Genomic DNA, 20101 nt, shown 5'->3' on the forward strand with positions numbered 1-20101 from the left:
GTAACGGAGCGGCGTTCGGCAGGTGCGCGTGCCAGGCTGGCGAGGTCGGTTTGTCGAGTGGCGAAGGAAGCCGAAGCGTTGTGACCAGATCAAGCGAAGTGCGGCTCGAAGCGAAGGAACAATTCCGGGAGATCATGATTCGGCTGCATGCCACAGCCGACATGTATCTGGCCACCGAGGTCAAACGCGTTGCCGCGGCTGCCGAATTGGCGCGGTTGACCAAGGAGCTCGAGCTAGACCTCGACGAGGCCGACCTGGTCATCGAGGCCGGCCAGGACGTGCTGATGATGGCGGAGCTACAGGCCTTCACCGACGCCTTTCGCGCCGCACGAGATCGGCAGACCACCCACGAGCCGCGCGCGGACTGGACGGCGGAGATCCGCGCCCTCGCCGAGGCATACCAGATGGCTGAGGCGAACGGCCTGCCGGTACAGGCGATTTCGCACGCCGGCTGGCATCCCGGCGCCCGCGTCGGCGCGCACACCGCCGTCGCCAACTCGATCCTGCTGGCCTACCACGACTCCGGCGACGGAGCCGTGCTCATCTTCGAAGAAGGTCACCTCGACTCCTTCGCCGGCGGTGGGCTCGGCGGTGACTTCGCCGACCGCCCCTTCACCGTCAACACGGTGATCGAGTCGGGACTCTGCGGCGTGCTCGCTCCAGAGGCCGAGAGACTAGAAGTGATCAGCGAGAACGGCACGGTCTTCGCGGCCGATGTGGTGGCGCACACCTACGCCGTGACCATCGATCTGCCGAGCGAACGCAGGCTCAGCCAGCTGCGCAGGGCGTACGCGGCGCCCGAGGACGAGGTGCCGTTCGTGTTCGAGAGCGACGAACGCGGCGAGATTTACGAGACATTGGATCGTTTCTCCGCCCGGGTGTACGACCGCGACAACGCGCTGCTGTACACGGGACCCGTTCTCGCTGACCAATTCTGAGCAGCGGTTACCCGGTGGCAGATCCGCTCGGCGTGCCGAGCACCGCGTTGAGCAGCTGACCAAGCAACTCCCCCGCGAGGCGCAGCTGAGTTTCGGCTACCGGCAGGAACTTTCGGGTGTACTCGTCGCCGATGGTGGCCGAGTCCGGGTAGACGCCCGGAGTTTCGACGATCCGGCAGCTGTCCTGCGCCCATCGGATCGGATCGCTATCCGGCTGCGCCGACGGCAGGTTGGGAGCGGGCAACGCGAGTAGTCGCTGCACCTCGTCGGCATCGGTGGCGTGGCGGGTATCGAGCATTCGGCTGTCCCACACCGAGTGCAGGTTGGTGCTGCGGCCCAGGTACTGGACCTTGATCTCGTTGCCGCCTCGGTCGCGCGCGTACCCGGCGTGCATCGGCTGGTTGATGTCGCCGACGAAGTGGACGATGAACTTCAGGGCCTGGCGGCGGTCGGCGTCCGCCCGGGACCGGTCGGCGAGGATCGCCGTCTGCCGCCGCAGCGCCTCGATGACGTTCTGGCCATCGTTGCCGTTCACCGCGGGGTCGTAGACGCAACCGTTCTCGGCGATGTTGACGTAATGCCACGGTGCCGAGATCTTCCCCAGCTCCGGATCGTTGTTGCGCACCTCGTCGGCCCAGTTGGACACACCGGCCAGCGTCGGGTTCGGTTCGCCGGACAGCAGACGAGCCACCTCGCCCCGGGCCGGTGCACTCAGCCGCAGGTCGGCGATGGCACCGGTGGTGTTGTGCCCCTGCGGCCCCCACGCGTTGGCGGTGGGTGGCACCGAAAGCACGATCGCGGCGGCCGCACACAGGCCGACCAATACAGCTTTACCTCGCATCAAGAACAAATCCCTTCCGAATAGCTCCGCGCACCCGCCCTGCTGCGCGCCATGGATCGAGTTATGTATTCCCTCTTGCTGATTCAAGTATCGGCGACAAGTGGCATATGCCGAACAAACACCGGGCTAAATCTTCGTGCGACCCGGGACTGGGTATCCGAGTGGACCGCGCCGGGATCGGATGATGGAGGCGGCGCCGCCGGCAACCATCCGGCGGACCTCGCCGAGCCGCCACGACCCGGTCGCATGGACTTCTCAGCCTGGGAACGGCGACACACGCGCGACACGTCCGACCATCGGTCTACTCGGGTGGAAATAGCGTACGTCCAGTTCGGTTCGACGCAATCGGAAACTTTCCTCCGTTTCGTTGACCGAATTCCGTTCGCGCGCTCCGTGTTTCATCGATGCGGGACAGTCGGGCGCGACCGGCACCGAACCGTCGCCGACCGACACCCCGGCGAAGACGAGAGTTACATCTGCATACTCAGGTGCAAGTTCGGTTGATCTGGGGCCATCGAGCGATACCATCGTGGGAGGCGCGGTGTGGTTCGTCACAGCGACGGGCGCGATACCGCAGGCGGTCTTCGAGAAGCGGAGTAGAGGTCATGGTCACGGAACCGGTCCGGATCAGGGGTATCGACTCGCGGGTCGCGGAGCGCGGCCCGACTGCGTTGCGCATCGCGGTCGGTGGTCAGCTCCGCAAGTTGCGCGAGCTCAAACGCATCACGCCGGTCGAGGCGGGCAACCACATCCGTGGTTCGCACGCCAAGATCAGCAGGCTCGAACTCGGCCGCACCGGTTACAAGGATCGCGACATCCTCGATCTGCTCACCCTCTACGGCGTCACCGAGACCGATCAGCGCGAGATGTTCCTCGACCTGGCCCGCAAGGCCAACCAGCCGGGCTGGTGGCACCGCTACAACGATCTGCTGCCACCCTGGTTCGAGACCTATCTCGGTCTCGAGGGCGCCGCGCAGACGATCAGAACGTTTGAGGGTCAACTGGTTCCAGGCCTGCTGCAGACCGAGGACTACACCCACGCGCTCATCGAGGTCGGCCACCAGAACGCCGAGGCGGCCCGGCGGGTCGAGCTGCGCACCAAGCGTCAGCAGATCCTCGACATCAGCGACGGGCCCAGGTTATGGGCGGTGCTGGACGAGGCGGTGCTGCACCGCCCGATCGGCGGGAAGCAGGTGCTGCGCGAGCAGATCGAGCATCTGGTCGAGATGTCACAGAAGTCCGGCGTGACCATCCAGGTGCTGCCGTACGACGCGGGCGGCCACGCCGCGGCAGGCAGCTCGTTCACCATGCTCCGCTTCGCCGAACGCGAACTGCCCGACATCGTCTACCTCGAACAGCTGACCAGTGCGCTCTACCTCGACCGCAAGGAAGACCTGCAGACCTACCGTGAGGTGATGGACAAGGTCGCCGTGCAGGCCGCAACGCCGGAGCGGTCCCGCATCCTGCTGGCCGAGGCGGCCAAAGAACTGTAAACGGGTCTGTCCCGGCGATCTGGTCACGCCCGACGGCTATGACCGGATCGTCGGCGTGGTTGGGCCGTGCTCAGCTGGCGACTCGATCGGCCCAGGCCGACGGTAGCGCCTGACTCGAGATGTCGGCGATCTCCGCCAAACGGGTCCGCTCAATACCCAAGCGGCTCAATTGGATCAGCCCCTGCGCCACCACCACGATGTTGGCGCTGTGCGCCGACAGTACGCCCTCGTCGACCTTGCCGCCGAGACACGCCGCGGGATACAGCCGTTCGGCCACGCCCTGCTCCATCGCCGCCGTGGTCCTGGAACCGATGCTGACCACTTCGGGCATCCTGGCACCCAGTTGCGCGATGCTGTTGATCATCAGACAGCCGCGCCGATTCGGTTGCGCGGCACAGTCATCGATGATCGCCTGAAAGAGCGCGCGCACGGCAGCACGCGCCGACCCCGGCGCGGAGTCGACGACCTCACGAACGAAACGCGCCCGACGCTCGCAGTAGCGTTCGAATACCGCGAGGAACAGCCCCTGCTTGTTCCCGTAGGCGGCGTAGACGCTGCCATTGCCGACGCCGGTCGCCCGCGAGACGTCCTCGACGGACGTGTCATCGAAACCCTGCGACCAGAACAGTTCGGTAGCGGCGTCGAGCAGCCCCGATTCGTCGAACTGTCGTGGCCGTCCCATCTGCTCACCGTACCAATCGATGTGCGAGATCGCCCACATCACTTGTTATGGAGGCACTCCTCCATAACAATGGTTGACATGGCCCCCAACTCCACAGAGCCGCCCCGCCGACGGGTCGGCATTCTGGTCTTCGACGGCGTCAAGATGCTCGACTTCGTCGGCCCGGCCGAGGTTTTCGTGGAGGCGAACCAGACCGTGCCCGGCTATGAGGTAATGCTGGTCTCGGCCGACGGCCAGGCCGTACAGACCTCGATCGGCGCGCGGATCGAGGTGGCCGCCGCGGCCGCCGACGCGGGCCGCTTCGACACCGTCGTGCTGCCGGGCAGCGAGCTACCGCCCGCGAAGTTCGTCACCCCCGAGCTGATCGCCGCGGCCAGACACCTGTCCTGGAACACCCGCAGGCTGGCCTCGATCTGCAGCGGCGCCTTCGTCCTCGCCGAGCTCGGTCTCTTCGACGGCAGACGCGCGACCACGCACTGGAAGTTCGCCGCCGAACTCGCGCGGCGGTACCCGGCGGTGCTGGTCGACCCGGACGCGATCTTTGTGCGCGACGCGAACCTGTACAGCTCGGCAGGCGTCGCGGCGGGCGTGGATCTCGCGCTGGCACTTGTCGAGGAGGACTACGGCGCCGACGCCGCCCGCCGAGTCGCGCAGTTGCTCGTGGTCTACATGCAGCGCGCGGGCGGGCAATCACAGTTCTCGGCGTCGCTGAGCGGACCGGTTCCCCGCAGCCCGCTGATTCGCAAGGTGGTCGACCTGATCTGCGCGGACCCGGCGTTCCCGCACACCGTCCAGACGTTGGCCGCGCATGCCATGGTCAGCGTCCGGCATCTGACGCGACTCTTCCGCGCCGAGCTCGAACGCTCGCCGGCCGAATACGTCGCCTTCATCCGCTTCGGGGTCGCCAGGGACCTGCTGCACGCGGGGCACAGCGTCACCGAGGCCGCGATGACCGCCGGATACGGCAGCAGCGAGGCGTTACGTCGCGCGTTCGTGGCCAGGCTCGGCATCTCACCGCGCAAGTACCAGCAGCGTTTTCGCTCCACCGGGACGGTCGCCGCGCTCGAACCGATCGCCGCCGTGTCCTGATCGGGGGCTTTCGCGGCCCGTACGGAGGGGCGCGAAAGGGGCTGCGCACCGGAAACTGAGTGTGGCACAACGCCATCGATCCGGTGGATCGAGAAAGGAACTCCATGTCTTCCGCGACAACCATTGTTCTTGTGCACGGCGCGTTCGCCGACGCCGCCAGTTGGGGCCCGGTCACCGAGCGGCTACTCGCGAAGGGGCACCGGGTCTTGGCACCGCCGGTCGCCAACCGCAGCCTGGCCGCGGACGCCGCGTACATCAGGTCTTTCGTCGAGCAGATCGACGGGCCAGTCCTGCTGGCGGGCCACTCCTATGGCGGCGCGGTCATCACGGTCGCCGGGGTAGCCGACAATGTCGTCGGGCTGGTCTTCGTCTCGGGCTATGTGCTGGCGGTCGGCGAGAGTCTTGGTCAACTGCAGGGTGGTTTCCCGGACTCCGCGCTGGCCGCCAACCTCGTCTACACGCCGTACCCGATCGCGGGCGGCGAGCCGGGGACCGACGTCTCGGTCGACGTCGCCGCCTTTCCCGAGGTGTTCGCCGCGGGTCTCGACTTGACGCGGGCACAGGTGCTCGCGGTCTCCCAGCGACCGCTGTCGGCCATCGCGTTCGGCGAGCCCGCCACGGCCGCGGCCTGGCAGACCAAGCCGGGCTGGGGAATCGTGTCCAGTGCGGATCGCACCATCAACCCCGACGTCGAACGGTTCGGCTACCAGCGCGCGAAGCTGCGGTCGGTCGTCGAGATCGACGCTCCGCACCTGGTGATGCAGACCCACCCCGACGAGGTCGCCGCGGTGATCACCGACGCACTCGCCGAGCTGGCCTGAGCTCGCGAAAAGAGCTGTACCACTTCCTCTCTACCCCCTACCGAAAGGAACGCCGATGACCGGAAACCCGCACGGAATCGCACTGGAGCCGGCGGCGCAAGAGTTCGTCGACGCGACCTCCGAGCCACCGTTCCTCTACCAGCTGACGCCGGAAGAGGGCCGCAAAGCGGTGGATTCGGTGCAGGACTCGCCGATCTTCAAGCCCGAGATCGACGAAGAGTGGATCACCATCGACGGCGGGCCGACCGGCTCGGTGCGGGCCAGGATCGTCAAGCCGCAGGGGGTCACCGAGACGCTGCCCGTCATCGTCTACACCCACGGTGCCGGTTGGGTTTTCGGCGACGCGCACACCCATGACCGCCTGGTGCGCGACCTCGCCGTCGGTGCGCACGCGGCCGTCGTGTTCCCCGAGTACGACCGCTCGCCGGACGTGCGTTTCCCGGTGGCCAACGAGCAGTCCTACCGCGTCGCTCAGTGGGTGCGCACCGATGGTGCCGCGAAGGCACTCGACCCGGCACGCATTGCGGTGGCGGGCGATTCGGTCGGCGGCAATATGGCCATCGCACTCACGCTGATGGCCAAGGAGCGCGGCGACGTCTCGTTCGCGCAGCAGGTGCTGTTCTACCCCGTGACCGACGCCAACTTCGACACCGGCTCGTACGAGCGGTTCGCCGAAGGATACTTCCTGACTCGCGAAGGGATGCGGTGGTTCTGGGATCAGTACACCACCAGCGCGGAGGATCGCGCGCAGATCACCGCGTCGCCGCTGCGCGCCACCACCGAGCAGCTGTCGGGACTGCCGCCCGCGCTGGTCATCACGGCCGAGAACGACGTACTGCGGGACGAGGGTGAGGCATTCGCCGCCAAGCTGCGCACCGCGGGCGTTCCCGTGATCCAGGCGCGCTACGGGGGCATCATCCACGACTTCGTCATGGTCAATTCGATACACGACACCCAGCCCGCCAAAGCCGCTGTCGCGCAAGCCGTTGCGGTGCTGCGGTCCGCCTTGCACCCCGCGTGACCCGAACCCCCCGACCCTAAGGAACAATTCGTGAGTACCGAACACACCTCCGCGCCGACCATCGTGCTGGTCCATGGCGCGTTCGCCGACTCCTCCAGCTGGAACGGCGTCATCGAATTGCTACGCGCACAAGGATATTCCGTCGTCGCCGCGGCAAACCCGCTGCGCGGCCTGGCCAGCGATGCCGCGTACATCGGCTCGGTCCTCGATGACATCGACGGTCCGTGCGTCCTGGTCGGCCATTCCTACGGCGGTAGCGTCATCACCGTCGCCGCCGCGGCAAAGGCGAAGGTGCAGGCGCTGGTCTACATCGCCGCCTTCATCCCCGCCGAGGGCGAAAGCGCGCTGGAACTGACCGACAAGTTCCCCGGTTCCACGCTCGGGCCGACCACCCGTCCGGCGAACTATCCGCTCCCGGACGGCAATCCGGGTACGGAACTCTATATCCGGCAAGGTGAATTCCCCGCCCAGTTCGCCGCCGATGTCCCGGTCGCCACCGCCGAGCTGATGGCCGCCACCCAGCGGCCCGTCGCACTCGCCGCGCTTCAGGAACCGGCAACGGCGGCGGCGTGGCGAACGATCCCCGCCTTCGCGCTGCTCACCACCGAGGACAAGAACATTCCGATCGCGGCGCAACAGTTCATGGCCGAGCGCGCGTCCGCGCACACCGTCGAGGTCCCCGCCTCGCACGCGGTCAGCGTCGCGATGCCCGGCGTGGTCAGCGATCTGATCGTGTTGGCGGCCAAGCAGTAGACGTCGCGGATCCGGTCACGCCCAACGGTTTTCGGGCGTGACCGGATCTCGGGTCGGTCAGCCGATCGCGGCGTTCAGTGCGGCTTGGCCGCCGACCACCGGGAACGAGACCTTGGTTTCGGCGAGGTTCACGCCGAAGCCTGGCCCCGGCTTGGGCCGGAGGGTGTACTCGTTGTCGCTGGAGAGCACCACCACGCCCAGTTTGTGTCCGCGGACCAGCACGTAGTCGTGCGGCATCATGGACAGGTTGATCGCGTACTCCTTGCCCGGGATGATCGGGCTGGTCTTGCTGAGCGAGTCGCGGTTCTGCGGGTCCACCCAGCCCCTGGTGACGATCCGGGAACTGCCGTCAGGAGACCGATCCACCAGCAGCGCGGTCACATTCGCCGCCGGACGCTGGAAGGTGGCCTTCAGCGCGACGTCGACCGCGCCACTGATCCGCATGGCGGTCGTGGTGGGCTTGGAGAAGTACGCCAGCCGGTTCGGCGAGCTCGGCGCGGCGACGAGATCGGTGGCCAGTTTGGTCGCGTCGTCGTCGAGGGATTCGGTGACCCGGCCCGCTCCGCTGGTGGCAAGCCCACCGATATTCCGGCCGCCGGGCTGGAAGACCGCGGTCGCTGCCGCGGTGGCCGGGGCAGGCCAGTCCGCCTCGTTCACCCAGGACTTGTCCTCGCGCTGGATGGTGGCCTTGGGCTCCTTGTCGATACCGTTGTTCTGGCCGAGCAGATACTTGCTGAACCACCGGTTCACCGTGCGCAGCCACTCGTCCTTGCGCAAGCTGATCGGATCGGCGTGGCCCGACTGGTGCAGCCAGATCTTGTGCGGCACACCGGCTTTCTTCAGCGCCTCGTACCACTGGGCGACGTTCTTGGTCTTGACGTTGAAGTCGTTGAGACCGTGCACGGCCAGCACGGCCGCATGCACCTTGCTCACGTCGTTGACGTAGTTTCGCTCGTTCCAGAAAGCAGTGTAATTACCGTCCACTCGGTCCTGGTCCTGCTCCACCTTGTCGATGACCGGCGTGCAGATGTTCCGATCGGCCCTGGTGTAGACGTACTTGGCCAGCACGTCGGTGTCCTCGCCCTGATAGGTGCCCGGCGCGACCACCGCGCCGCCCGCCCGGTAGTAGTCGTACCAGTTGCTGATCGCGGCGATGGGCACGATGGCTTCCAGTCCGGGCACACCGGTGGAGGCGACGGCATTGGGCAGGGTTCCGTTGTAGGACACGCCCATCATGCCGACCTTGCCGCTGGCCCAGCTGGCCACGACGTTCTTGCCTTGCGCGTCACGGGCTTTCGCCCGGCCGTTGAGCCAGTCGATCGGGGCCCGCGCGCCGATGGTCTCGTTGCGACCGCCCGAGGTCGGGCAGCCGGTCGAGGTGCCGGTGCCGAGCGACTCGCCGTACATCACGGCGAAACCGCGGGCCAGAAAGTAATCCTCGTACTGCCAGGTGATTTGGCCCTTGTCGAGGGTGATGCCCGCGACCCGCAGGTCCTCGGCTACCCGCGCGCGCAGTTCACCGGGCGCCGGGGCCAGCCGCGCGTCCGCGCCGTCCGGCACGTAGAGCTCAACGTCCACACCATGATTGGTGACGTCGTTGCCGCCGGAGAAGTACGGGCTCGCCTGGTACACCACCGGCAGCTTGCCGGTGGCACCGGCCGGGCGGACCACCTGGACGTGCACCTCGTCGTCTTTGCCGTCGGCGTCGCTGTCCACCGGTGCGCGCACCCAAAGGTCTTGGCGGACAGGCGCGGCCGGGTTGAACGTCGGCTGCGCCTCGCCGCCGGAGAAGCTGGGTCCGGGCTGCGGTTCGGCCATCGCGGGCGCGCCGGAGAGCAGTAGCGCCGCGGCGACCGCCACCAGGGCTAGCCGCGGTAGCCGCCGCAGGGTCGACACCGTCCAGCCGACGGCCCGGACCACGCGGGTGCGCGGCCCGCGCCGATCGCGTCTGTGTTGATGCTGTCTGGATGCCATTGCCTTCTCCTTGTCACCGCTCAGCACGAGGCACTCCCGTGTGAGACTCGAAATAACTGCTGCTCAGGGGAATTGCCGGTGCGGGATCAGGGTCGGCTCGGCGGGCTCTTCCGCTCGATGGCGGTCTTCATCGCGTCCAACCCGATCAGGTTGAACTCACGGCCGAGTGAACGCATCAGCGAGTTCTCGGTGGGCCGGTACACGCCGCGCTTGTAGTAGACCGCGCCTTCATAGGTGCCGACGACACCGCCGTCCGGGGACTGTTTGCCCAGGTACTGGTACCATTTGGTGTGGTTCTGCCGCATCTGCGCGCTGGTGTAGACCGAGGCGTTCGCCTCGCGCGGCTCACGCCCGGTGTAGCGATCGTTGGGGTAGTCGTACTCGTCGGCCAGGCCACCCACCGAGTGCCCGAGCTCGTGCAGCACGATCTGCCCCGCCTGGGCGTTCCCGCCGGACGACGTCGCGACCCCGCCGCCCGCGCCGCCGTACTTCGTGGTGTTGGCCAGCGCGATCACCTGGTCGGCCTCGGGCGCCAACCGGGCGTACTGCAATGCCTTGGTCTCGTTGACGCACAGCAGACGTTCGGTGCCGCCGCACCAGAACGTCATGTCCAGCGCGGTGTTTCGCATAGTGCCGCGCGGATCGTTGTCGACGCCGGATTCCTGGGACACCACGTTGACCGCCCAGACGTTGAACGAGTTCTTGTACGTCTTGAACGGCTCGACCTGGGTGATCTCGTTCCACCGGTTGATCGCGTGCTGCTTGTAGGTGCCCAGCTGACTCGACGTGTACCCGTCGCCGACGAACACCAGATCAAAGCGCTGGCTGGACGGCCCGGTCTGCTGGATCGCGATCACGTCCGCCTGCACCGCGGACCGCGGTGCGGGCGACGCGTCGGGGACGGGCGTGACAACCCGGCTGATCGTGCCGTCCGGCGAGAACACTTCCCGTTCCTCGGTCGGCGCGGCCGAGCCGACACCGACCGACATCGCGGCAATAATGAACGCGCCGAGCATGATTGCGAACATGCGTCGTAACAAGGGCATGACGGAGCTCCTCGAGTGGTTCGCGAATTCGATCCGGACGGCGCGTGCCGATCTTCGGTCTCTCGAATTCCTAACCAAGGAACCACATTTGAGCAGCCATCTCGACTGAGGAATAACTGGGGAATGAACCCTCAGCTGAGCGCGGGCATTACCAGGGGACGATCTCGCCGTGGCGATTCAGGAATTGCAGGCCGGGTGCGCCCGCCTGAGCTTCCAGTACATCGACGACGAGCGGAATGCTCTCCTTGGGACTGAGCGGCGCGTCGGGTCCGCCGAGCTGGGTTTGGTTGTGGCCGGGATCGATGAGCAGCTTGGTCTGCCCGTCGTCGGCGTTGCGGGTGGCGTAACTGCGCATCAGCTGGTTGAGCGCGGCCTTGCTCGCCTTGTAGAGCTCATATCCTTCCTCGGTGTTCTGCGAAATGCTGCCCTGCTCAGAGGACATGACCGCGACGGTGCCGCCGGGCGCGACGAGATCACGCAGGGCCTCGACGGTGCGCAGCGGACTCAGCGCGTTGGTGATCATCACCTCGGTGAACATGTCGGTCGGCACCGCGCCGATCGGCAGATCGCCGCGATCGATGGCGGCGTTGACGAAGAGCAGATCGAGTCGAGTGCCCGCCAGACGCTCGCGCAGCGCGGCCACCTCTTCGACGCTGGTCATCTCCAGCGACTCGACCCGAAGCCGCCCGTTCGAGGCGTCAGCATCGGCGTGCAGCTCGCCGCCGCCCTGGCGTGCCGTAGCGACGACATGCCAACCGCGTCCGGCTAGTTCGTTGGCGAGGACGAGCCCCAGCCCACGGGACGCTCCGATGACGAGGGCGCGGCGGTACGACGTGTTTGACACAAAAACTCCTTCTAAGTGCGGAAACATTTCTAGACTAGACGTCGCGTCTAGACTATCGCACAACCACAACCGATGGGTATTGTGTTTCGCATGCCAGCAACGAGCACTCCGTCGCAACGGCCGCGCTCCGGTCCCCGGCGCGACGAGGCCGCCCGTCTGGCGGTGCTGCACGCCGCGGACGATCTGCTCGTCGAACACGGCTTCGCCGCGCTCACCGTCGAAGCCATCGCGCGGCGGGCCGGCGTCGCCAAGCAGACGATCTACCGCTGGTGGCCCTCGAAGGTCGAGATCCTGCTCGACACGCTCATCGAGGACACCGGCAAACGCCTGGCCGTCCCGACGGAAACGCCGACAGCGGAAAGCATCCGGGACTATCTCCGCGCCTTCGCGCGATTCGTCAGCCGCGACCCCGCGGGCAAGGTCATGCTCGCGCTCATCGCCCAGGCGCAGCATGATCCCGGCACCGCCAAGAGTTTTCACGAGCGATACCTCGGTCCACGCCGCGTGCTGGAACGCGATCTGCTCGTGCGCGCCATCGACGCCGGTGCGATCTCGCCGAGACTGAGCCCCGACGCCACCATCGACGCGCTCGTCGGCCCGATCGTCTATCGCGCACTGACGGGTTCACCCATCCCCCGCGGACTGGTGGACACTCTCGTCGCGGATCTGCTCGCGCCCCGCTCGAATTAACTATCCGTACAACCGATTTCGCGAGGACGAGGAGGTCCGCATGACATACGTTCCGGAACCGACCAGGTACGAGGGCACGATGAGCTACCGCCGCTCGGGCCGATCCGGCCTCGACCTGCCGCTGCTCTCACTCGGCTTCTGGCACAACTTCGGCGACGATCGCCCTTACCTCATCCAGCGCGAAATCGCCTTGCGCGCCTTCGATCTGGGCATCACGCATTTCGACCTGGCGAACAACTACGGCCCGCCGTACGGGTCGGCGGAGATCAATGCCGGGCGCATCCTGCGCGAGGATCTCGCGGCGTACCGCGACGAGCTCGTCATCTCCACCAAGGCCGGCTGGGACATGTGGCCCGGGCCGTACGGACAGGGCGGCGGCTCGCGCAAGTACGTGCTCGCCTCCCTGGACCAGTCGCTGACCCGGCTCGGACTCGACTACGTCGACATCTTCTACTCGCACCGGTTCGATCCGGCGACACCGCTGGAGGAAACCGCGGCGGCGCTGAATACCGCTGTCCGCCAAGGCAAAGCGCTGTACGCGGGGATTTCCTCGTACACCGCACCGGACGCGCTGACGATGGCGAAACTATTGCGCGACCTCGGCACCCCGCTGCTCATCCACCAGCCGTCCTACTCGATGCTCAACCGCTGGATCGAGACCGAGGGCCTGCTCGACGCCGCCGCCGAGGCAGGTTTCGGCGTCATCGGGTTCACCGCGCTCGCGCAAGGCATGCTCACCTCGAAGTACCTCGACGGCATTCCGCCGGAATCACGTGCCGCGCAAGATAAGTCGTTCCAGAACGAGCTGCTCACCCCCGAGATGATCGAGCGCCTGCGCAAGCTGAACGCCATCGCCGACAAGCGCGGGCAGACGCTGGCCCAGCTGGCGCTGGCCTGGGCGCTGCGCGACGAGCGGGTGACCTCGCTGGTGATCGGCGCGTCCACCACCGAGCAGCTCGAGCAGAACGTCGCGGCGCTGGGCACCCTCGAGTTCAGCACCGACGAACTCGCCGACATCGACCGTCTCCTCGACGACGACGGTGAAGTCGATCTGTGGCGATCAGCGCGCCAAGGCACGCTCTGACACCTCAGATCGTCGGGCTCACCACCTCGATACCGAGGGCGATCTTGCCCGCGTGCTCGTGCTGGACGTCGCGCAGATACAGGTGCTGGTTGAGCACGGTGATATCGCGCCAGATCCGCTGGATCGGGCTCGATTCGTAGATCGCGCTCGCACCGGCGATTCGGAAGAGTTCGTCGACGGTGTCGCGGCAGGTGTCGGCGGCCCACACGGCTTGCTGGTGCAGTTCGCACCGCTCGGCCACGGGTAACCGGCTCAGGTCCTCGCCGCGCAGCCGCCGGTCGACGTAGGTGTCGAACACGGCCCGCGTCGACTCGCGCGCGGCGCGGATCGCGGCCTGTGCGCGTCCGACCGTTCGCTGGATGACCGGGTCTTCGGACGCGGGCTGGAACGTGGGCGGTCCGACGCGAGTCGGCAGCACGGCAAGGACCTCGTCGAGGGCGTGCTCGGCCGCGCCGACCGCGACAGCGGCGAACCCGGGCGCGAGCAGACTGAACAACGGGAGCCGATACTTCGGCTCCACGAGATGACTCGGCGCGAAGAACGGAAAGGTACGGCGCGCGGGCACATAGACGTCGTCGAGCGCGAAACTCATTGAGCCCGTGCCGCGTAGGCCCGCCACATGCCAGTCGTCGATGATGCTCACCTGCTCGGCGGGCACCACGACCGAGACGAGTTCGGGCGGCCCACCGGGGCCCGGTTTCGGCGCGCCGTCTTCGTCGAGCAGCACCGTGTTCGCCATAACCCAACCGGCGTAACCGATTCCGCTGGCGAAGGCCCACCGTCCGGTCACCCGCACCCCGCCCTCGGCGGGACTGCTGCGACCGTTCGGGCCGAAAACGAGCGACATCGGACCGATCCCGTCGGCCAGCACCTCGGCAATGCCGTCCGCGGGCAACTTCGATGCCAGGATGGCCGGTGTCGTCGCGCAGATGAACAGGCTCCACGCCGTGCTGGTGTCCGCGTACGCGACCGCTCGGATGATCTCGAACGCCTCGTCGACCCCGATCAGACCGCTGCCGCCGACGCCGGTCGGGGTGAACACGCCCCACAGGCCCGCGGCCGTGATGGCGTCGACCACCTCGGCCGGAAGATCGCGGGCGTCCTCGGCTTTCTGGCTGTACTGCCGCGCAATGGGCGCGAGTTCGGTGACCGCACCGAGCGCGTCGTCCAGCGACCGAATGGTCATCAGCGAACTCCTCGTCGTCTGACGCACAGCGCCTGGCAGATTTCGATACAGCCTCGCCCGCCCCGGCCCAACTCGAAAGCCCTGTTTTCACTCAACGGACCGAGGATTCTGAATCCGTGAAGATTTACGCCGATCGGGCTCCCGTCGCCGCCCGGCAAGTGGTCACGGATCTGCTGGTGGCGGCATGGGTTTACGGCTCGATCACGGCCGCGCTCTGGTTACACGACCTCGTGCAGAAACTCGCCGTTCCCGGCCAGAAGCTGGAGGGAGCTGGTAGCGGTATGGCCGACAGCCTCGGCGATGTCGGCCGCAAGGTCGGCCGGGTCCCGATGGTCGGCGACGATCTGGCCTCCCCGTTCGAGCGCGCCGCCGGAGCGGCCCGATCGATGGCCGAGGCCGGACACGATCAGCAGGCCCTCACCAACGAGCTGGCGACGGCCCTGGCCATCGGGATGCTGATCGTCCCGCTGGGACTGGTGCTGTTCGTCTGGTTGCCGCTGCGGGTGCGGTGGATGCGCCGAGCCGCCGCCGCGGTGCGTTTGCGTGCCGCCTCGGGCGGCCGGGAACTGCTCGCTCTGCGCGCGCTCGCCAACCAACCGCTGCGCAGATTGGACCGAATAGGCGGCGACGTGGTCGACGCCTGGCGGCGCGGTGACGCCGAAACGGTGCGCGCGTTGGCCGCTCTGGAATTGCGTGGTCTCGGCCTGCGCGGAAGCTGAAACCAGGGCGCCCTGGCGCTGATCCGGTTTCATAACTCAATGCGATTCTAAAGCGTGACAACGCATCTGACGTGCGCGACTCTTATCTCAGGTCAAGAGTGCCAGCGTCAAGTCCCCGGCTAGCTGGCCGGCAACCCTCCAACCGCGGCGGGGTGCCCCGGGTCAAGACCAGGCCGAGCCGCGTCATCGCGGCCCGGGCAAGCGCGGGCTCCATCGACATTCCGGAGCCCTCTCGAGAGACGGGGGTCTCTCGTGCCTGGGCCTGTGCCCGGTCCATCGAGCGACAACCAGAGGGGAACGACATGACCACGGCCACGCCAGCTCTCGGAGACCGCGTGTTGGACACCACCAGGCAGGGATTCGATCATGAGGCGTTGACCGCGTTGCTGAACGGCGACGTGCACGCGGTTCGACTGGCCGGATTCGTCCGGCCCGACGCGCTCGACCATTTACGCAAGGCGTTCGTCGGCAGGCAGGACCATGGCCCGTTGGCCACCGACCCGCAGTTCCGGCGCATCGGTCACGCGTTCTCGGAGACCAGCACCGAGGACGGGCGCGGACAGTACTTCGACGAGGCGCGGCGCAATATCGACCGGCTACGCGCCATCGCCTCGCCGTATTCCTATCCCGCGGATGACATTCGGCTGCTGCTCGACGAGATCTGGCCGTCCGGCGCGAGTTTGCTCCGGCGCGACGGGCAGGCCTTCTTCGCCGGGGTGGCGCGCTACCAGCTGGCGGGGGTGGATCTCGAGCCGCACACCGACAACGTGGGCCGAAATCTGCCGGAGGACTTTGCGATTCGGATTGTTCGCCAACTGTCGGTCAACGTTTATCTCGACGTGCCGGACGAAGGCGGCCAATTGGAGATCTGGGACGACTATCCCGAGGAAAGCGAGTATCGGGACAGGTCAGGAGACCGGGTGTACGGCATCGACCGGGCGGCCGTCGGCGATCCAGCGCTGGTCATCACGCCGCAGGTGGGCGACGCGATCTTCATCGATCCACGCCGGGTGCACGCGGTCGCCCCGTCCAAGGACCGCCCCCGCATCACCATTGGGCTGTTCATCGGGATCAGCGATCCGGCCGAGTCGTTGAAGGTGTGGAGCTGATGACGACGACCACGCTGCTCTCCGCCTCGCACAAGGCCGCCTACGACCTACGCTCGGACGGCATCACGACCGACGGGCGCTCCACCGTTCTCCTGGTCAGTGTCGGCGCGGACTATCACGAAGGCGAGAAGCTCGCGGCGACCATCGATCTGATCAATCGGTCGAATTTCGGTCGGTGCGCGATCGCCGTCGCGGACACCTTGCAACGCCACAACCTCAGTGGCGGAACGGATGTCGATCGGCATGCGCGTGCGCGCATCGCCGGCGACCAGTGGATCGCCCGCAATATCGGCTACCTGGACCAGATCGACTGCCCGACAAACATATTGCGGTGGGACTTCGCCCTGTCTCACCCGCGCTACGGTGACCTGTACGACGCCATCGAGCACGCCTACGACACCGACGAGCCGTATCGGCACGCGATCGACAGCACCATCGACCGATTCATCGAGCGACGACTCACCCGGGAACCGGACGTCGATCAGGAGTCGGTCCGGACGTCTTGCCGGGCATATCTTTTGGAAGAATGCCCGATCATCATGCCGCTGTGGGCGCACGAGGGTTTCGACTACGTGATCTACCCGCAGCGGATCTCCGCCGCGATGGGACGCACCAGGGAACTCTTCGTCGAGCCGGAGCATCCGGACCGAGTCGCGTGGCTGCCCTTGCGATTCAAGAAGCGCAAGTCGGCACTGAACACACCGGGAGGCGATCAGTGACCGTCCAGATCCCCGCGCGGCGACGCGTCATCGGGTTCACCGGGCTTGCGGTGGCGTCGTTCCTCGGCTGCATCGACTTGACGATCGTCACCACCGCGTTGCCAGCCATCGGCGCGGATCTGCGGGCCGGTCCGTCGAACGCGGAGCTGACGCTGGGCGTGTTCCTGATGGCGCTGTCGATGCTCATGGTCACGGCGGGACGCGTCGCCGATCGCCTCGGTCGGCGAAAGGTGTTGCTGTTCGGGCTCGCGCTGTTCGTGATCGCCTCCGCGGGTGCCGCCCTGTCGGAGTCGATCGGCGTGCTGCTCGTCGCCCGCTTCGTGCAGGGCGCGGCCTGCGCCGTGCTGTACACGAGCACGTCGACCCTGGTGGAATCTCTTTTCCCGCAGGGTGATCGAGGAAAGGCGATCGGCTGGCTGTACTCCGTGAACGGACTCGGGCTTGCCATCGGTCCGGTGCTCGGTGGCCTGCTCGTTCCCGCCCTTGGCTGGCAGTCGATCTTCTGGATCAACATTCCGCTCGGCCTCGCGGCCTTGATCGCGATCGCCGTCGCGGTCCCCCAGGTGCCGCCGGAGACCGGCGGCGGGACCGATTGGGCCGGACAGGTCGTTGTCGCGTTCGCCGTGGTTTCGGCCGTTGGCATCTTTGTTCTGGGTGACCTGCGCGGATGGCTGTCGCCGTCGGTTCTCGTCGCGGCGGTCGTGCTCGTCGCCGCCGTCGCGGCCGGGATCGTCGCGGAACGTCGCGCGGCGAACCCGTTGATCGACCCGGCCCTGTTCGGCAATCGCAGATTCGTCGCCGCGATCGTCTCGGACTTCTCGCTCGGGTTGTTCTATGCCGCTGCGCTGCTGGTGATTCCGACGTACCTCACGCAGGGGCGCGACTTCGACGTGCGGCAGGCGGGATTCGTGTTGCTGCTCGTCAGCGGCACGCTCGCGCTCTCGTCGCCGATCGCGGGCCGGTTCGTCGATCGGCTCGGGGCACACTCGTTGCTGCCGTGGGGTTTCGGGTTGCTGACCCTCGCGGGGGCGGGCATCGCGTGGTCCGCGTTCGGTGATCAGGTGGCGGTCCTGCTGGTCGCGCTTGTCCTGTTCGGTGGCGGCTGGGCCCTGGTGCTCGGACCAGCGACCGTGCTGGCGATTTCGACCGTGCCGCCGACCCGGTCCGGATTCGCGGTCGGTGCCTCGTGGACGTTCCACAACCTGGGCGGCGCCATCGGCGCGGCGGTGGCCACCGTCGTCTTCGGACATATCGACCTCGATCTCGCCGCCGAGGTCGGCGACGCTGCCGGGCGGGTGGCCTCGATCATCGCGATCACCAGCTTGGTTGCCGCGATCATCGTGGTGGCGTTGACGGCCGGACGGGCAAAAACGGTGCCGGATGCCCGGTCAGCGGCCGTTCTACCAATTCCCGTCGAGGCGGGGACAACGTAGCCGACACGCGGTGCAGCACTTTCTCGGAACGTAATTCTGTTCACAAATAAGACCGCTTAGTTTGCGCGGTCTCTTCCAGCACTATCAACTGGAACGATGCCCACCGAGAATACGACGATAACCAGACGCCGGAGTTTCATTCCGCGGCTGCGCCGTCGCAACCTCGATGGCTACGAGATGGTCGTCTCGGCACCAGAGAAACCGACGGCCGACGAAAATCAGAGCGCCGACCGCAATGTCGTCATCGTGGCATTGTTCGCCGCGCTGGGCGGCATGCTCTACGGCTACGACACCGGGATCATCTCCGGCGCGCTACCCAAGATGTCGGCGCAGTGGGGCATCGACCACTCCCGGCAGGAGATCCTCACCGCCGCGATCCTGCTCGGTGCGGTGGTCGGCGCGCTGGTCGGTGGTTCGCTGTCGAAGGCGCTGGGCCGCCGCAAGACCATCTTCATCATCGCCTGCGTGTTCGCGGTGGGCGTCATCGCCTGCGCGCTCGCGGTGGACGCGTGGATGATGACGGCCTGCCGGCTGTTCCTCGGCCTCGCGGTCGGCGCCTGCTCACAGATCGTGCCCACCTACATCGCCGAACTCGCGCCACCACACCGCCGGGGCGCGATGGTGACCTTCTTCAACATCGCGATCGGCGTCGGCATCTTCCTCGCCAACCTGGTGAGCGTGGTCGCCACCTCGGAGAACACGTTCGAGGCGAGCGACAATTGGCGCTGGATGATCGGCATCGCGGTGATCCCGGCACTCGTGCTGGCCGTGGCCATGCTGCAACTGCCGGAGACACCACGGTGGCTCATCGAGAACGGCACGGTCGGCAAGGCCAGGGTGGTGCTGCGCTGGATGCGCCCGAACCGCTCGGCCGCCGTCGACGAGACACTGCAGATCTGGGCCATCTCCCAGCAGGAACAGCGGGAGTCGCGCGGCGGCTGGGCGAATCTGACCCAGCGCTGGGCCCGCCCGGCCCTGGTCGCCGGCCTCGGCATCGCCGCCTTCACCCAGCTGTCCGGGCTGGAGATGATGATCTACTACTCGCACACCATCCTCGGCAGCGCAGCGGGTTTCAGCACCGGACTGGTCGTCTGGTCCGGCCTCGGCATCGCCGCCGTCTACCTGATCTTCACCGGGGTAGGCGAACGCCTCGTCGACAAGGTGGGCCGCCGCCGCTTGATGCTGATGCTCATTCCCGGCGCAACCCTGTTCCTCTTCGGCTTCGGCCTGCTCTTCATCCTCACCGCGCACCCGAACCGCTTCCTCACCCTGGCCTTGATGCTCGCGTACATGGCGTGCAACGCCGCCGGACTACAGGCGGTCGGCTGGCTACTCGGTTCCGAGCTCTACCCCCTGAGCATCCGCGACCGCGCGACCAGCCTGCACGCCGTCGCCCTCTGGGGTTCCAACCTCATCCTCACCCTCACCGCACTGACCACCATCGACACTCTCGGCCTTGGCCCCGCCTTCGTCATGTACGCCGCCTTCAACCTACTGTCGCTGATCTTCGTCTACTTCTTCGTCCCCGAAACAAAGGGCCATTCTCTCGAAGACATCGAACAATCCCTCCGCGACGGAACTTTCATGCCATTGCGCGGCAATATCAGCAGCCGAATCGACGTCTCCTCCGCTGAAAACGCGACCCACTAGCGACTCCCC

General features: G+C 66.8%; 19 protein-coding genes and 1 riboswitch. Of the genes, 13 read left to right on the forward strand and 6 right to left on the reverse strand.

Translation table 11 applies throughout. The features are described 5' to 3' along the window. Positions 1–80 precede the first annotated feature (80 nt). On the forward strand, positions 81–938 hold the full coding sequence (locus ACIBCN_RS24005) for a hypothetical protein (protein ID WP_396993849.1): 858 nt from the start codon (positions 81–83) through the stop codon (positions 936–938). Positions 939–945: 7 nt separating this feature from the next. Here the strand turns inward: ACIBCN_RS24005 and ACIBCN_RS24010 are convergent, their stop codons facing one another. Continuing rightward, positions 946–1779, reverse strand: a complete 834-nt coding sequence (locus ACIBCN_RS24010; protein ID WP_396993850.1) for a S1/P1 nuclease — start codon at positions 1777–1779, stop codon at positions 946–948. A gap of 605 nt (positions 1780–2384) precedes the next feature. Here ACIBCN_RS24010 and ACIBCN_RS24015 point away from each other — a divergent pair. Continuing rightward, entirely contained in the window at positions 2385–3272 is an 888-nt protein-coding gene (locus tag ACIBCN_RS24015; protein WP_396993851.1) for a helix-turn-helix domain-containing protein, read from the forward strand. A gap of 70 nt (positions 3273–3342) precedes the next feature. Here the strand turns inward: ACIBCN_RS24015 and ACIBCN_RS24020 are convergent, their stop codons facing one another. Continuing rightward, positions 3343–3954 (reverse strand): TetR/AcrR family transcriptional regulator, encoded by a 612-nt coding sequence (locus ACIBCN_RS24020; protein ID WP_396993852.1) that lies wholly within the window; start codon positions 3952–3954, stop codon positions 3343–3345. Between the two features lie 78 nt (positions 3955–4032). On the opposite strand from ACIBCN_RS24020, the gene ACIBCN_RS24025 reads away from it, so the two are divergent. The 4 genes from ACIBCN_RS24025 (at position 4033) to ACIBCN_RS24040 (ending at position 7638) form a co-directional block, all read left to right on the forward strand. Further along, a complete protein-coding gene (locus ACIBCN_RS24025; RefSeq protein WP_396993853.1) occupies positions 4033–5043 on the forward strand; it encodes a GlxA family transcriptional regulator in 1011 nt (336 codons plus the stop codon). A gap of 104 nt (positions 5044–5147) precedes the next feature. Beyond that, the gene (locus ACIBCN_RS24030; RefSeq protein ID WP_396993854.1) at positions 5148–5864 is read left to right on the forward strand and encodes an alpha/beta fold hydrolase; all 717 of its coding nucleotides are present in this window, start codon (positions 5148–5150) and stop codon (positions 5862–5864) included. Positions 5865–5919: 55 nt separating this feature from the next. Then, positions 5920–6885, forward strand: coding sequence for an alpha/beta hydrolase (locus tag ACIBCN_RS24035; protein WP_396993855.1), 966 nt, complete (start codon positions 5920–5922; stop codon positions 6883–6885). 30 nt (positions 6886–6915) lie between these two features. Beyond that, complete coding sequence (locus ACIBCN_RS24040) at positions 6916–7638, forward strand: alpha/beta hydrolase (protein ID WP_396993856.1); 723 nt, start codon at positions 6916–6918, stop codon at positions 7636–7638. A 57-nt stretch (positions 7639–7695) separates the two neighbouring features. On the opposite strand, the gene ACIBCN_RS24045 is transcribed toward ACIBCN_RS24040, so the two are convergent. From ACIBCN_RS24045 to ACIBCN_RS24055, 3 genes are all read right to left on the reverse strand, one after another. Beyond that, a complete protein-coding gene (locus ACIBCN_RS24045; RefSeq protein WP_396993857.1) occupies positions 7696–9612 on the reverse strand; it encodes a Xaa-Pro dipeptidyl-peptidase in 1917 nt (638 codons plus the stop codon). 86 nt (positions 9613–9698) lie between these two features. Continuing rightward, positions 9699–10658 carry a M64 family metallopeptidase gene (locus ACIBCN_RS24050; RefSeq protein ID WP_396993858.1) on the reverse strand — a complete coding sequence of 320 codons (960 nt, stop codon included), beginning with the start codon at positions 10656–10658 and terminating at the stop codon, positions 9699–9701. 148 nt (positions 10659–10806) lie between these two features. Then, entirely contained in the window at positions 10807–11502 is a 696-nt protein-coding gene (locus tag ACIBCN_RS24055; protein WP_396993859.1) for an SDR family NAD(P)-dependent oxidoreductase, read from the reverse strand. 90 nt (positions 11503–11592) lie between these two features. Between ACIBCN_RS24055 and ACIBCN_RS24060 the strand changes: the two genes are divergently transcribed. Together ACIBCN_RS24060 and mgrA are read left to right on the forward strand one after the other, a co-directional pair. Continuing rightward, positions 11593–12192 carry a TetR/AcrR family transcriptional regulator gene (locus ACIBCN_RS24060; protein ID WP_396993860.1) on the forward strand — a complete coding sequence of 200 codons (600 nt, stop codon included), beginning with the start codon at positions 11593–11595 and terminating at the stop codon, positions 12190–12192. Positions 12193–12232: 40 nt separating this feature from the next. Next, complete coding sequence (gene mgrA / locus ACIBCN_RS24065) at positions 12233–13276, forward strand: L-glyceraldehyde 3-phosphate reductase (protein WP_396993861.1); 1044 nt, start codon at positions 12233–12235, stop codon at positions 13274–13276. 4 nt (positions 13277–13280) lie between these two features. On the opposite strand, the gene ACIBCN_RS24070 is transcribed toward mgrA, so the two are convergent. Next, the gene (locus ACIBCN_RS24070) at positions 13281–14462 is read right to left on the reverse strand and encodes an acyl-CoA dehydrogenase family protein (protein ID WP_396993862.1); all 1182 of its coding nucleotides are present in this window, start codon (positions 14460–14462) and stop codon (positions 13281–13283) included. Between the two features lie 116 nt (positions 14463–14578). Here ACIBCN_RS24070 and ACIBCN_RS24075 point away from each other — a divergent pair, with 116 nt between their 5' ends. From ACIBCN_RS24075 to ACIBCN_RS24095, 5 genes are all read left to right on the forward strand, one after another. Continuing rightward, positions 14579–15181 carry a hypothetical protein gene (locus ACIBCN_RS24075; RefSeq protein WP_396993863.1) on the forward strand — a complete coding sequence of 201 codons (603 nt, stop codon included), beginning with the start codon at positions 14579–14581 and terminating at the stop codon, positions 15179–15181. A gap of 90 nt (positions 15182–15271) precedes the next feature. Continuing rightward, a riboswitch (SAM riboswitch) is annotated at positions 15272–15391 on the forward strand. 92 nt (positions 15392–15483) lie between these two features. Then, positions 15484–16290, forward strand: coding sequence for a 2OG-Fe(II) oxygenase (locus tag ACIBCN_RS24080; protein WP_396993864.1), 807 nt, complete (start codon positions 15484–15486; stop codon positions 16288–16290). Then, complete coding sequence (locus ACIBCN_RS24085; protein WP_396993865.1) at positions 16290–17009, forward strand: tRNA-dependent cyclodipeptide synthase; 720 nt, start codon at positions 16290–16292, stop codon at positions 17007–17009. The genes ACIBCN_RS24080 and ACIBCN_RS24085 overlap by 1 nt, the downstream gene beginning before the upstream one ends. Further along, positions 17006–18442, forward strand: a complete 1437-nt coding sequence (locus ACIBCN_RS24090; RefSeq protein WP_396993866.1) for an MFS transporter — start codon at positions 17006–17008, stop codon at positions 18440–18442. The genes ACIBCN_RS24085 and ACIBCN_RS24090 overlap by 4 nt, the downstream gene beginning before the upstream one ends. 96 nt (positions 18443–18538) lie before the next feature. Further along, positions 18539–20092: a sugar porter family MFS transporter gene (locus ACIBCN_RS24095; protein WP_396993867.1), complete on the forward strand. Its 1554-nt coding sequence runs from the start codon at positions 18539–18541 to the stop codon at positions 20090–20092. Positions 20093–20101: the final 9 nt, after the last annotated feature.

Source organism: Nocardia sp. NPDC051052 (assembly GCF_044456045.1).
In the GTDB taxonomy this organism is placed as follows: Bacteria; Actinomycetota; Actinomycetes; order Mycobacteriales; family Mycobacteriaceae; genus Nocardia.

Bases quoted from the DNA above. Each gene is read 5' to 3' on its own strand.
- ACIBCN_RS24035 (WP_396993855.1), top strand. From the start codon at position 5,920: ATGACCGGAAACCCGCACGGAATCGCACTGGAGCCGGCGGCGCAAGAG.
- ACIBCN_RS24060 (WP_396993860.1), top strand. From the start codon at position 11,593: ATGCCAGCAACGAGCACTCCGTCGCAACGGCCGCGCTCCGGTCCCCGG.
- ACIBCN_RS24025 (WP_396993853.1), top strand. From the start codon at position 4,033: ATGGCCCCCAACTCCACAGAGCCGCCCCGCCGACGGGTCGGCATTCTG.
- ACIBCN_RS24085 (WP_396993865.1), top strand. From the start codon at position 16,290: ATGACGACGACCACGCTGCTCTCCGCCTCGCACAAGGCCGCCTACGAC.
- ACIBCN_RS24015 (WP_396993851.1), top strand. From the start codon at position 2,385: ATGGTCACGGAACCGGTCCGGATCAGGGGTATCGACTCGCGGGTCGCG.
- ACIBCN_RS24080 (WP_396993864.1), top strand. From the start codon at position 15,484: ATGACCACGGCCACGCCAGCTCTCGGAGACCGCGTGTTGGACACCACC.
- ACIBCN_RS24070 (WP_396993862.1), bottom strand. From the start codon at position 14,462: ATGACCATTCGGTCGCTGGACGACGCGCTCGGTGCGGTCACCGAACTC.
- ACIBCN_RS24030 (WP_396993854.1), top strand. From the start codon at position 5,148: ATGTCTTCCGCGACAACCATTGTTCTTGTGCACGGCGCGTTCGCCGAC.
- mgrA (WP_396993861.1), top strand. From the start codon at position 12,233: ATGACATACGTTCCGGAACCGACCAGGTACGAGGGCACGATGAGCTAC.
- ACIBCN_RS24095 (WP_396993867.1), top strand. From the start codon at position 18,539: ATGCCCACCGAGAATACGACGATAACCAGACGCCGGAGTTTCATTCCG.
- ACIBCN_RS24045 (WP_396993857.1), bottom strand. From the start codon at position 9,612: ATGGCATCCAGACAGCATCAACACAGACGCGATCGGCGCGGGCCGCGC.
- ACIBCN_RS24050 (WP_396993858.1), bottom strand. From the start codon at position 10,658: ATGCCCTTGTTACGACGCATGTTCGCAATCATGCTCGGCGCGTTCATT.
- ACIBCN_RS24010 (WP_396993850.1), bottom strand. From the start codon at position 1,779: ATGCGAGGTAAAGCTGTATTGGTCGGCCTGTGTGCGGCCGCCGCGATC.
- ACIBCN_RS24020 (WP_396993852.1), bottom strand. From the start codon at position 3,954: ATGGGACGGCCACGACAGTTCGACGAATCGGGGCTGCTCGACGCCGCT.